This window comes from Micromonospora sp. RTP1Z1 (assembly GCF_033804685.1).
In the GTDB taxonomy this organism is placed as follows: Bacteria; Actinomycetota; Actinomycetes; order Mycobacteriales; family Micromonosporaceae; genus Micromonospora.
The window spans coordinates 1-15,611 of the sequence record NZ_JAPFQV010000039.1 but is presented as its reverse complement, the minus strand read 5'-3'; the positions used below and the strand labels follow the sequence as shown (position 1 = coordinate 15,611).

Annotated in this window: 13 protein-coding genes and 1 pseudogene; 2 read left to right on the top strand and 12 right to left on the bottom strand. The window is 73.2% G+C overall.

What is annotated here, in order from left to right:
* Window positions 1-61: 61 nt before the first annotated feature.
* From SLP03_RS19745 to eno, 8 genes and pseudogenes are all read right to left on the bottom strand, one after another.
* Window positions 62-1,084 (bottom strand): HAAS signaling domain-containing protein, encoded by a 1,023-nt coding sequence (locus SLP03_RS19745; protein ID WP_319462090.1) that lies wholly within the window; start codon window positions 1,082-1,084, stop codon window positions 62-64.
* Complete coding sequence (locus SLP03_RS19740; protein ID WP_319462089.1) at window positions 1,081-1,413, bottom strand: PadR family transcriptional regulator; 333 nt, start codon at window positions 1,411-1,413, stop codon at window positions 1,081-1,083. Before SLP03_RS19740 ends, SLP03_RS19745 begins: the two co-directional genes overlap by 4 nt.
* Before the next feature lie 145 nt (window positions 1,414-1,558).
* Window positions 1,559-1,909 carry a VOC family protein gene (locus SLP03_RS19735; protein WP_319462088.1) on the bottom strand — a complete coding sequence of 117 codons (351 nt, stop codon included), beginning with the start codon at window positions 1,907-1,909 and terminating at the stop codon, window positions 1,559-1,561.
* Window positions 1,910-2,233: 324 nt separating this feature from the next.
* Window positions 2,234-3,157 (bottom strand): annotated as a pseudogene (locus tag SLP03_RS19730) (exopolyphosphatase); the annotation flags it as partial.
* A 318-nt stretch (window positions 3,158-3,475) separates the two neighbouring features.
* Window positions 3,476-3,970, bottom strand: a complete 495-nt coding sequence (locus tag SLP03_RS19725; RefSeq protein WP_319462130.1) for an amino-acid N-acetyltransferase — start codon at window positions 3,968-3,970, stop codon at window positions 3,476-3,478.
* An 11-nt stretch (window positions 3,971-3,981) separates the two neighbouring features.
* Window positions 3,982-4,539, bottom strand: a complete 558-nt coding sequence (locus SLP03_RS19720) for a DUF501 domain-containing protein (protein WP_319462087.1) — start codon at window positions 4,537-4,539, stop codon at window positions 3,982-3,984.
* A 33-nt stretch (window positions 4,540-4,572) separates the two neighbouring features.
* Window positions 4,573-5,208: a septum formation initiator family protein gene (locus tag SLP03_RS19715; protein ID WP_319462086.1), complete on the bottom strand. Its 636-nt coding sequence runs from the start codon at window positions 5,206-5,208 to the stop codon at window positions 4,573-4,575.
* A gap of 29 nt (window positions 5,209-5,237) precedes the next feature.
* Window positions 5,238-6,521, bottom strand: a complete 1,284-nt coding sequence (gene eno, locus SLP03_RS19710; RefSeq protein WP_319462085.1) for a phosphopyruvate hydratase — start codon at window positions 6,519-6,521, stop codon at window positions 5,238-5,240.
* A 232-nt stretch (window positions 6,522-6,753) separates the two neighbouring features.
* Here eno and SLP03_RS19705 point away from each other — a divergent pair, with 232 nt between their 5' ends.
* Both SLP03_RS19705 and SLP03_RS19700 read left to right on the top strand, forming a co-directional pair.
* Entirely contained in the window at window positions 6,754-7,449 is a 696-nt protein-coding gene (locus tag SLP03_RS19705; protein ID WP_319462084.1) for a hypothetical protein, read from the top strand.
* Window positions 7,446-8,291: an NAD(+) diphosphatase gene (locus tag SLP03_RS19700; protein WP_319462083.1), complete on the top strand. Its 846-nt coding sequence runs from the start codon at window positions 7,446-7,448 to the stop codon at window positions 8,289-8,291. Before SLP03_RS19705 ends, SLP03_RS19700 begins: the two co-directional genes overlap by 4 nt.
* An 8-nt stretch (window positions 8,292-8,299) precedes the next feature.
* Here SLP03_RS19700 and SLP03_RS19695 read toward each other — a convergent pair whose 3' ends face one another.
* From SLP03_RS19695 to mfd, 4 genes are read right to left on the bottom strand one after another with little or no spacing between them, the layout of a single operon-like run.
* The gene (locus tag SLP03_RS19695) at window positions 8,300-9,919 is read right to left on the bottom strand and encodes a DUF885 domain-containing protein (protein ID WP_319462082.1); all 1,620 of its coding nucleotides are present in this window, start codon (window positions 9,917-9,919) and stop codon (window positions 8,300-8,302) included.
* A gap of 9 nt (window positions 9,920-9,928) precedes the next feature.
* Window positions 9,929-10,918, bottom strand: coding sequence for a nucleoside triphosphate pyrophosphohydrolase (locus tag SLP03_RS19690; RefSeq protein ID WP_319462081.1), 990 nt, complete (start codon window positions 10,916-10,918; stop codon window positions 9,929-9,931).
* 2 nt (window positions 10,919-10,920) lie between these two features.
* Entirely contained in the window at window positions 10,921-11,697 is a 777-nt protein-coding gene (locus tag SLP03_RS19685) for a hypothetical protein (protein ID WP_319462080.1), read from the bottom strand.
* 56 nt (window positions 11,698-11,753) lie between these two features.
* Complete coding sequence (mfd, locus tag SLP03_RS19680) at window positions 11,754-15,398, bottom strand: transcription-repair coupling factor (RefSeq protein ID WP_319462079.1); 3,645 nt, start codon at window positions 15,396-15,398, stop codon at window positions 11,754-11,756.
* Window positions 15,399-15,611 lie beyond the last annotated feature (213 nt).

Below are 15,611 nucleotides of genomic sequence, written 5' to 3'. Positions count from 1 at the left end.
CCCGTCCATCGTGGACAGGCCGAGGGCGCCCACCGGTCCGGTGGGCGCCCCTCGGCCTGGTTCAGCGGGTCGGACTCGGCGCCGGAGCCGTGCTGGTCGGGGCCGGGGTCACCGTCGCGGTGGGGACCGGGGTCGGCGTGGCGGTAGCCGTCGGCAACGAACTGTCCGTCGGTCCCGGCGACGCCGGGGTCGCGGCGGGCGCTCGGCCTCCCGGCGGCGCCGGGACCGCGGCGGGCGGCCGCGGCCGGAACGGCGCGAGTTGCGGGCAGAACGGGTAGCCGGTCCGCAGCGCGGCGTCCGGTTGGGCCGGGTCGACACACGACGGGTAGCCGAGCCGGATCGGCACGCCGTTCTGATCGAACAGCCGCGCGTTCTCCACCAGCCGCCCCTCGCTGTCGTAGACGAAGACGTCCTGGACGGAGTCGTACCGGTCGCCGACCGACACCCCCTTGTAGCCGAACTCGTCCGACCTGGCGTTCTGGTCCACGTTGACGAGCATGGCGAAGGAGAAGAGCAGTAACGCGGCGGTGCCGAGGCGCAGCAGGCGGCGGGGCCAGCCCCGCAGGCCGGCGGAGCGGTGGCCCAACCAGACCGAGGCGAGGACGCCGCCGGCGAGCAGGAACAGGCCCGCCACCGCGCTGTCGCCGAGCCGGGGCAGCAGGCCCGGCGGCTCGCCGAGCGCGGCGGAGACCAGCAGGGCCGCCAGCCAGCCGCGCAGCACCCACCAGGCCGGCCGGAGCAACCGCAGGAAGTCGGACGCCTTGGCGTACCCGAGGAGCGGGCCCAGCCGGGCGTCGACAACGCGCAGCCGGGCGGCGAGTCGGGCCCGGGCGGTGGCGAACCGCCGGTCGAGGTGCCGACCCTCGGCGCCCCCGACCGCGCCGGCGGCGGCGCGCAGTTCGGCGGCGTACGCCTCGGGCTCGCCCAGCCGGTCGACCAGCGAGCCGTCCGCCTCGGCGGCGACCTCGGTCAGGTGCTCCGGCAGGTCCTCGGTCAACTCGTCGCGGACGGCCGGCGGCAGGTCGGCCAGTGCCGCCCGCACCCGGTCGACGTAGTCCGCGATCTCCTGCCCAGTGACGGTCATGCCGCCATCCCCCGATCGTCGAGCAGTGCGTCCATGGTGGTGGCGAAGGAGCGCCAGGTCTTGCCGGAGCGGGCGAGCTGGTCCCGGCCGGCGGCGTTGAGCGCGTAGTACTTGCGGTGCGGGCCGGACTCGCTGGGCACGACGTAGGTGGTGAGCAGGCCGGCGGCGAAGAGCCTGCGCAGCGTGCCGTAGACCGAGGCGTCGCCGACCTCCTCCAGGCCGGCGTCGCGCAGCCGGCGCAGGATGTCGTACCCGTAGCCGTCCGCCTCCCGGAGCACGGCGAGGACCGCGAGGTCGAGCACGCCCTTGAGGAGCTGTGTGGTATCCACGCTTCCCACAGTAGTGTGGATTGCAGAGTACCGTCAAGAAAACACCAGTGTTCGGCCCTTCCGTCGTAGCCCCTGGCGGTGCTGCTGGTGTTCGCGCTCAGCCACGCGGTGCTGGGGTTGGCCTCCGCCCGCCCGCTCGGGACTGCTACTCGTCGTGCTGGGTCACGTTGATGACGGCGCCGTTCGGGTCGCGGACGAAGAACCGGCGTAGCCCCCAGGGCTCGTCGGTGAGCGGGTAGACGATCTCGGCGCCGGCGGCGACGCACCGTGCGTGCACGTCGTCGACGTCGTCCACCTCGATCGACACGTCGGGGTGGACGCCCGCCCGGATGTCGCGCTTCATCACCGAGAGCTGGACCTCGCGGGTCTCCCCGCCGAAGAAGAGGATCCAGTCGAGCCCGTCACCACCGCCGAGCCCGATCAGGTCGGTGTAGAACCGACGGCTCCCCTCGAAGTCCTCCGAGCGGATGTTGGGCTTGATGCGCTTGACCGCCACCCGGTGAGCCTAAGCCGGTCATCGCACCGCTGGCCACCGCCATGACGACGTCCTCGGCCTGGTCCACGTCGACATCCTTGATCGGAACCTCGTTGACGTACGACTCCTGCCCGAACATGACGGTGGCCGGACGGACCGTTGCCGACGACAGCAGACCGGGTTCCCGGACCCGCGGCGACTCGCCCAGCACGATTGCCGCGACCTCCACGAGATCGTCGACATCGAGGTAGTTCATCACTCCGCCAGCCGGCGCAGCAGTTCGGCATCGCGCTTGGCGACGTCACCGGTGAGGTCGCGGACACGGGCCCGCTGATTCTGCGGGTCGAGGCTCCAGGCGATGCCGTCGAGGATGTCGTGCTCGGAGGCGACCACCGACGGCATGCCGGCCCGCTCCATGATCACGCGGAGTACCAGCGCCCCCGCGCCGATCACGTCGGCCCGGCCCGGGTGCATCACCGGGATGGCGAGCCGCAGGTCGCGGGTCTTCGCCAGCAGGTCGGCGGTGACGTCGACGACCGCCTCGTACGACACCCGGGCGTGGTGGATGCGCTCCGGGTCGTACGCCCGCAGGCCCTGAGCGATGGCGACCACGGTGGTGACCGACCCGGCGAGCCCGACCAGCGTGGCGGCCTCACGGCCCGGCACGGCCGCCAGCGCCCGGTCCACCGCGACCGCGATGTCGGCCTGAGCGGCGGCGATTTCGTCCACGGTCGGCGGGTCGCCGTGCAGGTGCCGCTCGGTCATCCGGACGCAGCCGATGTCCACCGAGATGGCGGCCTCGACCCCGCCCTCGCGGGTGCCGACCACGAACTCGGTCGAGCCGCCGCCGATGTCGACCACCAGGTACGGCGGCTCGGCGTCGGCGGGCAGGCCGCGCACCGCGCCGGTGAAGGAGAGCCGGGCCTCCTCGTCGCCGGTCACCACCTCGGGCTCGACGCCGAGGGTCTGCTCGACCATGGCCCGGAAGTCGGCGGCGTTGGCGGCGTCCCGGGTCGCCGAGGTGGCGCACATCCGGACCCGCTCGGCGCCCAGCTTCTCGATCTCGGCGGCGTAGGACGCCAGCGCGACCCGGGTGCGCTCGATGGCCTCGGGGGCGAGGCGGCCAGTCTTGTCGACGCCCTGGCCGAGCCGGACGATCTCCATCCGGCGGGTCACGTCGACCAGCGGCGCCTGCGGGCCGGCCGACGGGTCGGGCAGGTCGGCGACCAGCAGTCGGATCGAGTTGGTCCCGCAGTCGATGGCGGCCACACGCGTCGTCACGGCAGCAACCCTACGGCAGGCCGCCTCGTCGGGCGGCCAAGCCGACTCTGCTCACGCAGGGCCACCAGCCTTCATGTGTCACGCGGAGCGACAGTCGACGTCCGACCACCGGAGGGGTGCGCCGCCTTTGCTCTGCTGACGTATCGGCAACACTGGTGTTGAGCTGGTGCTTTCCTCCGAACTCCCGCAGCCGCGCCGGACACGCTTCGTGACTGTTGCGTATTGGGCAGCAGAGCAAAGGGAGCCGGGGTGCCGGTCGGCCCGCAGACGTCGGGCGCGCACGGTGACCGGCCGTCGGACATCCGCTCAGAGGCGCAGCAGCATGCGGGTGTTGCCGAGCGTGTTCGGCTTGACCCGTTCCAGGTCCAGGAACTCGGCGACACCCTCGTCGTACGAGCGCAGCAGCTGCTCGAAGACCGGCTGCGGCACCGGCGCCCCGTCGATCTCCCGGAAGCCGAACGAGCCGAAGAACCGGGTCTCGAAGGTGAGCACGAAGATCCGGGCCACGCCCAGCTCGCGGGCCGCGTCGATCAGCTCGCCCACGATCCGGTGCCCGATCCGCCGGCCCCGGCAGGCCGGGTCGACCGCCACCGTCCGGATCTCCGCCAGGTCCTCCCACATCACGTGCAGCGCGCCACAGCCCACGATCATGCCGTCGGGCGCCACTGCCACCCGGAACTCCTGCACGTCCTCGTAGAGCGTGACGGTGGCCTTGCTGAGCAGCCGCCGATCGTCGGTGTACGTGTCGACCAGCCGCCGGATCTCCCGTACGTCACCCGTGCGCGCCCGCCGGACGACCATCTCATCCGTACTCACTCGTCCGCCGGGACCTCCACGCAGGGGCCCGCGGCCCACCACTTCTCCAGCAGGGCGAGTGTCTCGTCCCCGAACGGGTTGACCCCCGGCCCGGCGCCCAGCGCGTGCCCCAGGTGCACGTGCAGGCACTTCACCCGGCCGGGCATGCCGCCGGCCGAGATGCCGGCGATCTCCGGCACCTCGCCGATCGCCGCCCGACGGGTCAGGTAGTCCTCGTGCGCCGCCCGGTAGCGGGCGGCCAACTCCGGGTCGGTGGTTAGCCGGTCGGCCATCTCCTTCATCAGCCCGGCCGACTCCAGCCGGCTGCACGCCGCCGTCGCCCGCGGGCAGGTCAGGTAGAACAGCGTCGGGAAGGGCGTGCCGTCGGCCAGCCGGGGCGTCGTCTCCACCACGTCCGGCAGGCCGCACGGGCAGCGGTGGGCCACCGCCCGGGTGCCCCGGGGCGGGCGTCCGAGCTGCGCGGCCACCGCGGCCAGGTCGGCCTCGGTGGCCGGTTGCCGCTCCGGCGGGGGTACGGAACCCGCCGCCGGGTCCTGCGGTGGTACGACGGTCACGGTGCCATCTCTCGTTCGGTGCTCAGCTGGTGCTCACTTGTCGGGGCGCTCGGCGTTGGCCGCCTGCACGCTCGACCACAGCGTGTCGTACCAGGGATCCGGCGCCTTCGGCGGCCCTGGCTTCGCGCCCTTGCCGGCGTCCTTGGCGGCGCCCTCCGGGTCGGAGAGCACCACCAGCAGCGTCTCCCCCGGCTTGCCCATGAAGAACCGCTCCCGGGCCTGCGTCTCGATGTACGCCGGGTCCTGCCACTTGGCCGCCTCGGCGGAGAGCTCTTCGATCACTCTGCGCTGATCGGCCTGGGACGCCTCCATCCGCTCGATGTCGGCCTGCTGGTCCAGGTACACCCGGACCGGATAGGTGTACGCCAGGGCGAGCGCGATCAACACCGCGAAGAGCACGGTGGCGCGCCCGGTGAAGCGCCGGGGGTGGGGTGCGGAGAGCCGCTTGACACTGCCGCCGGCAGCCGTACGCCGGGCGGCGGGCCGGCTCGCGGAACGTACGCCCTCCGCGGCCCGGGCCGCGCCGGGCGACCGGCCGGCGGTGCCGCGCGGCTCGGCGCGGACGCCACCCTCGCGGACCGACGACCGGGCCCGGGCCCCGCCCGCCCGGCCGGCCTGACCCGGCCGACGGGCGGGACGCTGACCACCCGGTGTGCGGCGCTGCTGCATCGTCACACCCCTCCCCCGGAGCTAGGCGCTCAGGCCGAACGGTAACGCGGGAACGCGCCCACACCGGCGTACCGCGCCGCGTCGGCCAGTTCCTCCTCGATGCGCAGGAGCTGGTTGTACTTGGCCACCCGGTCGGAGCGGGCCGGGGCCCCGGTCTTGATCTGGCCGCATCCGGTGGCCACCGCCAGGTCGGCGATGGTGGTGTCCTCGGTCTCGCCGGACCGGTGGCTCATCATGCACCGGAAGCCGGCCCGGTGGGCCAGGTCCACCGCGTCCAGGGTCTCGGTCAGCGAACCGATCTGGTTGACCTTCACCAGCACCGCGTTGGCGGCCCGCTCGGTGATGCCGCGGGCGATCCGCTGCGGGTTGGTGACGAAGAGGTCGTCGCCGACGATCTGGATCCGCTCGCCGACCGCCGCGGTCAGGGTGGCCCAGGCGCTCCAGTCGTCCTCCGAGAGCGGGTCCTCGATGGAGACGATCGGGTAGTCGCCGATGAGCTTGGTGTAGTAGTTGCTCATCTCGTCGGCGGTCTTCGCGCTGCCCTCGAAGGTGTACGTGCCGTTGTCGAAGAACTCGGTGGCGGCCACGTCCAGGGCGAAGACGATGTCGGTACCCAGCCGGTAGCCGGCCTTCTCCACCGCCTCGGCGATCAGATCCAGCGCGGCGGCGTTGGTGGGCAGGTTCGGGGCGAAGCCGCCCTCGTCGCCGAGCCCGGTCGACAGGTCCTTCTTCTTCAGCACCGACTTCAGCGCGTGGTAGACCTCCGCGCCGGAGCGCAGCGCCTCCCGGAAGCTCGGCGCGCCGATCGGCGCGATCATGAACTCCTGGATGTCCACGTTGGAGTCGGCGTGCGCCCCACCGTTGAGGATGTTCATCATCGGCACCGGCAGCAGGTGCGCGTTCGGGCCACCCAGGTAGCGGAAGAGGCTCAGCTCGGCGCTGCCCGCGGCAGCCTTCGCCACCGCCAGCGAGACGCCCAGGATGGCGTTGGCGCCCAGCTCGGCCTTGTTGTCCGTGCCGTCGAGGTCGAGCATCTTCTGGTCGATCAGCCGCTGCTCGCTGGCCTCGTACCCGATGATCTGGTCGACGATCTTGTCCTCGATGTTCGAGACGGCCGTCTCGACGCCCTTGCCCTGGTAGCGGTCCGCGTCACCGTCGCGCAGCTCGATCGCCTCGAAGGCGCCGGTGGAGGCGCCGGAGGGTACGGCGGCGCGGGCGATCGTGCCGTCGTCGAGCCCGACCTCGACCTCGACCGTCGGGTTACCCCGCGAGTCCAGAATCTCCCGGGCGACGATTCCCTCGATGGTTGCCACTGAGTCGCTCCTCGTTTGTGTGTTCCGGTCCGGTATGGGCCGCGACGGTGCGGCTGAGGCAGGTGTTGAACGCAGCGTATCGGGCGACGGTCGAGCGCACGTCGTGGCCCGGCGCGCCCGGACGGGCCGAAGCGCCGCCGGCCACGCCGCCACGACGGACATTCCCGGATTCTCGGGCGTCAACCGACAACGGGTTTGCGAGAGGTTGCCCCGATCGACAAGGCTGGGCGCCATGCCCGCCGCCTCGACCACCCTCCGCGTGCTCGCCACCTCGGTCATCGCGTCGCTGACGGTCACCGGGTGTCAGGCGCTCGACGACGCCGGACAGGCCCTCGGCCGGGCCGACCTGGTCAACGACCTGGCCGCCCGGATGGACCGGGCGCTGGAGCACACCTGGGCCGCCGACTACCAGCTCCCCGGCGGGAAGACCGCCTCGATCGCCCAGACGGAGGACCCGCTCCGGTCGGCGTACACCTGGCCGGCCGGCAAGATCACGGTGACCCAGGAGGCGCTCACCCGCTGCGCGACGGCCGACGGCCGGACCTCGTGCACCGTGCTGCCCCCGGTGCTGACCGCCGGCAAGCCGTCGGTCGCCGCCTACGTGGAGGCCGGCAAGCTCGGCCTGGTCACTCCGCCGGCCGTGATCAGACAGCTCACCGAGGCCGCCCTCGACCAGGAGGCGACCATCGGGCAGAGCGACACCACGCTCGCCGGACACCACGCCACCTGCGTCGACGTCACCCGGTCCGGCAACCGCTTCACCGCCTGCGTCACCACCGAGGGGGTGCTGGGCAGTTTCACCGGCACCCTCGACGGCAAGCCGGCGGAGGTGGCCCTGACCGGCTACACCGAGACGGTCGACCCGGCCACCTTCGACGTGCCGCCCGGCGCCGGTGTGGAGGACCTCCGCCGCTCGGCGACGTCGTGACCTTCTCCGCGCCGACCGGCCCGGCTGGATTCGTCCCGGGCGCCGACCGCGGCCGGCCGCCCGTGCCGGGTGACCTGGCCCTGCCGGTGGCTGGGCGCAAGCTCCTGACCGCCCCGGGCGGGCACCTCCCCCGGGTCGGCGATCTACCCTCGGGCATCGACTGGGTGCCTGTCGGGACGCTGGACGGGGTACCGGCGTGGGCGGCCGAGACGGCCGACCCCGAGTCGCTGCCTGGGCGCTGGCGCGGCTGGCGGGGCCTCGCCGCCGAACTGCCCGAACCGCTGGCCACCCTGGCAGGCCGGGCGCTTGCGGTGGTCACCTGGCGGCGTACGCACCGGTGGTGCGGGGCGTGCCGGGCGGAACTGGCCGACGTGCCGGGCGAGACCGCACGGCGCTGCCCCGGCTGCGACCTGTACGTGCCGTTGCCGCTCTCCGTCGCGGTGCTGGTCGCGATCACCCGCCCTGGCCGGGCCGGCGGCCCCGACGAGCTACTGCTGGTCCGGCACGCCTACGGGCCGACGGAGCTGTGGGCGCTGGTGGCCGGGTTCGTCGAGGCGGGCGAATCGCTGGAGGCGGCCGCCCACCGAGAGGTCGGCGAGGAGGTCGGGCTGACCATCGGCCGGCCCGCCTACGTCGACAGCCAGCCCTGGGCGATCTCCGGACCGGGCACCCTGCTGGCCGGGTTCACCGCCACCGTGACTGAACCCGACGCCGAGCCGATGGTCGACGGGAAGGAGCTGACGCAGGCGCGCTGGTTCCCGGTGAACGCGCTGCCGGCGGAGCTGCCCCCGGCGTACTCCATCTCGCGCTGGCTGATCGACGCGGTCGCCGCCGGACGCTGAGTCGGCGGTCAGACGCCCAGCAGGGTGCGCAGGTGCCGGGGCGGCGGGCAGTCGTGCGCCAGCATCGCGTCGTGCCACTCGCGCACCGACACCCCGTCCGGCCGGGACCGGGCGATGTCGGCCATCTCGCTGTAGCCGACGAAGTACGTGGAGAGCTGGGTGGAGGTGAGCAGCGCCCGGCGCCACTTGCCGGCCGCCTCGCCCTCCTCCTGGAAGCCGCGCCCGGTCATCAGCGCCATCGCCTCCGACTCGGGCAGGTCCTCACAGTGCACGAGCTGGTCGAGCAGCGCGTTGATGGTCATCCGCAGTTGCATCTTGAGCTGCTGCAACCGCACCGGCAGGCCACCGAAGCCGAGACCGGCCATCAGTTCCTCGGTGTAGACCGCCCAGCCCTCGACGAACACGCCGGACTCGGTGAGCGGGCGGACTCGGGTCGGGCCGGTGTGCCGACGGGCATGGGCGAGCTGGAGGAAATGGCCCGGCATCGCCTCGTGCACGGTCAGGTTGCGGATCATGTGGTCGTTGTACTCCCGGTAGAACGACTCGACCCGGTGCGCGGGCCAGTCCGCCGGGGTCGGCGCGATGCAGTAGAAGGTCGGCACGTTCGCCGTCTCCAGCGGGCCGGGCGAGTCGCAGTACGCCACCGCGACGCCCCGGGCGAACTCCGGCATCTCCTGGATCACGCACGGGTCGTCGACGAGGGTGATCAGGTCGTGGGCGCGGACGAAGTCGCTCGCCTCGTCCAGGGTGACCGAGGCCAGCTCGACGATGGAGTTGTCGGCCGGGTGCTCGGCGGCGAGCAGGTCGAGCGCGCGGCGTACCGTCTCGTCGTCGGCCGGACCGCCGACCAGCTCGACGGCCGCCTCGCGGATCGCCGCGGTGACCCGCTCCAGGTTGGCCCAGGCCCGGCGCTGCACCTCGGCGGCGCCCAGCTCGGTGTCGAGGGTGTGCCAGAGCCGCGCCTCCCAGCGGCGCCGGCCCAGCCGCGGGTCGCGCCCCGGCTCGGCGTCGGCGGCCAGGCCGATCCGCAGCCAGGCCACGAACTCCTCCAGCGCGGCGATCGCGTCGGTCGCGGCAGGCTCGACCCGGCCGTACAGCCCCGGCGCCTCGGCCAGCAGCCGGGGCACCTCGTCGCGGATCAGCGCCGCCACGCCGGTGAACTGCCCGACCGCCGTCTCGGCGTGGATCCGCGGCATGTCCCGCAGCGTCGCGCGCGCGGTCGCCAGCGCGTCCGGTACGTCCGACAGCCGCCCGGCCAGGTGGGACAGGCGCTCCTCGACGGGCGCGTACGGGCGGGCGAGCAGCGCGTGCAGCAGCGGGCCCGGGTTGTGCCGCAGCGGGTCCCACTCGTGCGCGCGGATCTCCGTCGACTCGAACAGCGCCCGGTCGACGAGGCTGCTCAGCAGCGCGTGGTCGACGCCCTCCTCGACGTCGAGGGAGTCCGGGTCGATCTCGGAGAGCGCGTCGGCGGCCTCCTTCAGCATCCCCTGGTCCGCCGCGACCGCATCCGCGGAGAGGTCCGGCAGCCGGTCGTCGTACCGGTGGTCCCCCACCGAGGTGGCCAACCCCGGCCGGCTCTCCAGCAACGCCTCCACGATCCGCTCCGCCAGCGGCACGAACGACTCCATCCCCCGACCCTACCGACCGCTGGTGCGGGCCTCGCGTTCGGCGGTGCGGACGGCGTCCGCGTAGGCGAGGGTGGTGCGGCGGAGGGCGGCTTCGGGGTCGATTCCGGCCTGCCGCGCCGCCGCCACCGTGGCGAGGAGGCCGGCGCCGAGTCTGGCCTCGGGGTCCACCTGGGAGTCGGCGAGCGGGGGCGGGACGGCCAGGCCGATGCGGGCGGCGCGATCGAGGATCTTCGCGGCCAGGGCGAGGGCGGGCTGGCTCAGCGCGATGCCGTCCAGCACCGAGTCGCGGGCCTTCTCCTCGCGCTTGATCCGCTCCCAGTTCGCCTCGATCTCGTCCAGCGAGCCCGTCCGCTCGCCGGAGAAGACGTGCGGGTTACGGCGGACCATCTTGTCGACCAGCCCGCCGGCCACGTCGTCGACGTTCCACCGCTCACCCTCGGGCAGATCCTCGGCGAGCCGGGCATGTATCAGCACCTGGAGCAGCACGTCGCCCAACTCCTCGCGGAGCGCGTCGGTGTCGTCGGCGCTGATCGCGTCGTACGCCTCGTAGCACTCCTCGAGCAGGAAGCCGGCGAGGCTGCGGTGGGTCTGCGCCCGCTTCCACGGGTCACCGCCCGGCGAGGCCAGCCGGTCCATCACCTCGACCGCGTCCAGCAGCCGCGCGCCCGGCGGATCCCACGAGCCGTACATCAGCTCCAGCTCGGCCAGGCCCGGCGCCCGGGCCAGCCGCAGCCCCAGCTCGCGGGCCAGCGCCTCGTCACCGGCCGGGCCGGCCAGCCACACCGCCGTCCCGTGCGCCGCCACCGCGTCCAGCAACGCCTGGGTCGCGCCGCCGTCGACAACGGTGACCTCGACGCCCGCCGTGCGGACCGCCGCAGTCAGCCCGCTCTCCGCGCCCGCCAGCACCGGCGCGGAGCGTACGACGTCCCAGGCGGCCGCGGTCAGCAGGCCGGCCGGCAGCCGGGGCGAGGTGACCAGCAGGACGATCCGCGCGGACATGCTCAGGAGGCGGCCGGCTCGGTCGACTCGGTGGCCACCGGCTCCGGGGTGGAGACGTCGGTCACCTGGCCGTTGCCGTCGACGTACGGCAGGTCGTACTGGCGGAAACCGCTCTGGGTCTGCAGCAGCGCCGGGATCTCCAGCGCCGGGAAGCGCGGGTTGACCGTGACGTCGAGCTTCTTGACCTCGGCCTGCAGCGCGGTGCTCACCGCGGAGACCTGGCGGGCGAACGGCGCCTGCTCGAACTGCTTGCGCTGCTCGTCGGCGGACCAGCCGGCCGGGGCCACGCCGCCCTTGACCAGCGCGTCGTAGAGGTCGCCGCGCGAGTCGTCGGTCAGCTCGGCCGGCGGCAGCCCCGCCTGCAGGCCCAGGTAGAGGTCGTACCACTCGGCGGCGAGCTTCGCGTACTCGGTGTTCGGCACGCCCAACTCCTTGCCGATCTGCTCGGCGCTGAGCTGGTCCTGCACCTCCACCTTCTTCTCCTCGGCGATCCGCTTGCCCAGGTCGACGCCGACCAGCAGGTTGAGGATGTCCTGCCGGTCCACGTTCAGCTTCAGCTGCTCCGGCGACGGGGTCGCCCCCTGCTGCGCGGCAGAGGCCTTCACCGACTCCTCGTACGCCGTCTGGGCCTCGTCGTGGATGGCGTCCACCCGGTCGACCGAGTAGGTCCGGTCACCCACGTACGCGGCGACGTCCGGCGCGGACCGGCCGCAGGCACTGAGAGAGAGGACAGCGAGGGCCGCGACGCTGGCGGCGGCGGTGAGACGGCGAGCACGCATGCCGGCCACTCTCTCACGCCCGGTACACGGCTGTGACGCCGCCCACCTGCGAACGCTCACCGCGCTCCTGCCATGGCCGGCTCGCCCAGCACATCTTTGAGGAGTTGCGCGCACCACTCCAGCAGGGCCTGGTCGCGCAGCGGCTCGCCACCCACCCGGCGGGTGCTGGGGCGGGGCACGCTGACCTGGTCGGTGGCCTGCTTGTAGACCGAGTCCGGGTGGTAGCGCTTGAGCCGCAGCTGCTTCGAGTCGGGCAGCGGCAGCGGGCCGAACCGGAGGTGCTTGCCCTGCATCGACACGTCGGTGAGGCCGTACCGGCGGGCCATCAGCCGGAACCGGGCCACCGCGACCAGGTTCTGCACCGGGGCGGGCGGCTCGCCGTACCGGTCGGTCAGCTCGGCGACCACCTCACGCAGCCGCTCGTCGTCGCGCGCCTCGGCGAGCTTGCGGTACATCTCCAGGCGCAGCCGCTCCACCCCGACGTAGTCGTGCGGCAGGTGCGCGTCGATCGGCAGGTCGATCTTGACGTCGCTCTCCTCCTCGGGCTGCTCGCCCTTGAACGCGGAGACCGCCTCGCCGACCATCCGGACGTACAGGTCGAAGCCGACGCCCTCGATGTGCCCGGACTGCTCGCCGCCGAGCAGGTTGCCGGCGCCGCGGATCTCCAGGTCCTTCATCGCCACGTACATGCCGGCGCCCAGCTCGGTGTGCTGGGCGATGGTGGCCAGCCGCTCGTGGGCGTGCTCGGTGAGCGGCTTCTCCGGCGGGTAGAGGAAGTACGCGTACGCCCGCTCCCGGCCCCGGCCGACCCGGCCGCGGATCTGGTGCAGCTGGGCCAGGCCGAGCAGGTCGGCCCGCTCCACGATCAGCGTGTTGGCGTTCGGGATGTCGATGCCGGACTCCACGATCGTGGTGCAGACCAGGACGTCGAACTCCTTCTCCCAGAAGCCGACCATCACCTTCTCCAGCGCGTCCTCGCCCATCTGGCCGTGCGCCACCGCCACCCGGGCCTCGGGCACCAGCTCGCGGATCCGCCGGGCCGCCCGGTCGATCGACTCGACCCGGTTGTGCAGGTAGAAGACCTGCCCGTCGCGGAGCAGCTCGCGGTGGATGGAGGCGGCCACCTGCCGGTCGTCCTGCGCCCCGACGAAGGTGAGCACCGGGTGCCGCTCCTCCGGCGGGGTGGCGATGGTGGACATCTCCCGGATGCCGGTGATCGCCATCTCCAGCGTCCGCGGGATCGGGGTGGCCGACATGCTGAGCACGTCCACCGAGGCGCGCAGCGACTTCAGGTGCTCCTTGTGCTCGACGCCGAACCGCTGTTCCTCGTCGACGACCACCATGCCGAGCTGCTTGAACCGGGTGGCCGTCTGGAGCAGCCGGTGGGTGCCGATGACGATGTCGACGGTGCCGTCGGCGACCATCTCCAGGGTCCGCTCGGTCTCCTTCGGCGTCTGGAAGCGGGACAGCTGCCGGATCTCGACGGGGAACTGGCTCATCCGCTCGGCGAAGGTGTTGTAGTGCTGCTGCACCAGCAGCGTGGTCGGCACCAGCACCGCCACCTGCTTGCCGTCCTGCACCGCCTTGAACGCCGCCCGCACCGCGATCTCGGTCTTGCCGTAGCCGACGTCGCCGCAGATCAGCCGGTCCATCGGGATGGACTGCTCCATGTCCCGCTTGACCTCTTCGATCGCGGCGAGCTGGTCCGGCGTCTCCTGCCATGGGAAGGCGTCCTCCAGCTCCCGCTGCCACGGGGTGTCCGGGCCGAACGAGTGCCCCTTGGACGCCTTGCGGGCGGCGTAGAGCTGGATCAGCTGCGCGGCGATCTCGCGGACCGCCTTGCGGGCCCGGGCCTTGGACTTCTGCCAGTCCGAGCCGCCCATCTTGTGCAGGGTGGGCTGCTCGCCGCCGACGTACCGGGAGAGCTGGTCGAGCTGGTCGGTGGGGACGAAGAGCCGGTCGCCCGGCTGGCCGCGCTTGCTCGCCGCGTACTCGATGACCAGGTATTCCCGGGACGCGCCGTTGACGGTGCGCTGCACCAGCTCGACGTACCGGCCGATGCCGTGCTGCTCGTGCACCACGAAGTCGCCGGCCTTCAGCTCCAGCGGATCGATGGTGTTGCGCCGCCGGCTCGGCATCTTGCGCATGTCCCGGGTGGAGGTGCCCCGGCCGCCGGTGACGTCGTTGCCGGTGAGCACCACGAACCGGGACGCCTCGTCCACGAATCCGGCGGTCAGGCAGCCGCAGCTGACCAGCAGTTCACCGGGGGCCGGCGCGGTCGGCATCTCCTCGGTGAGCCGGGCGCCGAGGCCGGCGTCGCGGAGCACCTCGACGGCCCGCTGGGCGGGACCGTGCCCCTCGAAGACCAGCGCGATCGACCAGCCCTCACCGGCCCAGCGCTTCAGGTCGTCGACCACCCGGGCGGTCTCGCCGTGGTAGAGCGGGGCGGGCTGGGCGGCCAGGGTCACCGCGATCGCGTCGTCGGGGGTGACGTCGACCTCGCGCGGCGCGTCCTCCCAGGGCTGCCGGGCCGGGACGGCGGCGTCGGCCTCGACCAGGCCGAACGGCGCCAGGGTCCACCAGGGCTGGCGCAGGGCGCGGGCGGCCGTGCGTACCTCGGCCAGGGTCTTGAAGGCGGCGGCGCCGAGGTCGACCGGGGCCTGGCCGCCGACGGCGGCCGCGGCCCAGCTGGCCTGGAGGAACTCCTCGGAGGTACGCACCAGGTCGTGCGCCCGGGTGCGGATCCGCTCCGGGTCGCAGAGCAGCACGTGGGTGCCGGCCGGCATGCAGTTCAGCAGCAGCTCCAGGCTCTCGCTGCCCAGCAGCGCCGGAACCAGCGACTCCATCCCCTCGACTGGGATGCCCTCGGCCAGCTTGTCCAGGATCTCGGCGAGCTCGGGGTGCTCCTGCGCGAGGGCGGCGGCGCGCTTGCGGACCGCCGGGGTGAGCAGCAACTCCCGGCAGGGCGGGGCCCAGAGCTGCGGCACCTGCTCGATGGTGCGCTGGTCGGCGACGGCGAAGGTGCGGATCTCCTCCACCTCGTCGCCCCAGAACTCCACCCGGGACGGGTGCTCGTCGGTGGGCGGGAAGACGTCGAGGATGCCGCCGCGGACGGCGAACTCGCCCCGCTTGGTGACCAGGTCCACCCGGGCGTACGCCATGTCGGTGAGCCGGCGGGCCACCTCCTCCAGATCCGCCTCGTCGCCCGCGGCGAACTGCACCGGCTCCAGGTCGCCGAGCCCCTTGAGCTGCGGTTGCAGCAGCGACCGGACCGGTGCCACGACCACCCGCAGCGGCCCGGTGCGGCCGTGCGCGTCCGCGGAGTCCGGGTGGGCCAGCCGGCGCAGCACCGCCAGCCGCCGCCCGACGGTGTCGGAACGCGGGGACAGCCGCTCGTGCGGCAGCGTCTCCCAGGATGGGAAGACCGCCACCTGCTCCGCCGGGAGCAGGCTGCCCAGCGCCGAGGCGAGGTCGTCGGCCTCCCGGCTGGTGGCGGTGACGGCGAGCACCGGCCGACCGGCGCCCCCGCCGCCGACGGCGCCGTCGGGCTCGGCCGCGACCGCGGCGACCGCGAACGGGCGCAACGCCGCCGGGGCGGTTAGGTCGAGCCCGTCGACCTGAGCGGCACCGGAGCGCGCCAGGTCACGCGCCCGGGCCAGCCCGGGGTCGGCCAGGGCGGCGGAAAACAGTCCGGTGAGCATGTGATCACTTCCAAGGAGGTCGCCGGGCCAGCGCGGGGCGTGGCACACAACAGTTGCCCCGCGTCCGGCCGGACGGGGGGTCCAGGTCTGTCAGCCTATCCCCGCCCACCGACCTTCTCCCCCTTCCCGCCCCCCACCACCCCCCAGCGCCCAACCCGCCGCCCCCCCCCAAACCCCCCCCTGCGCGCCACCACCGCCAACAACCGCCCCCTT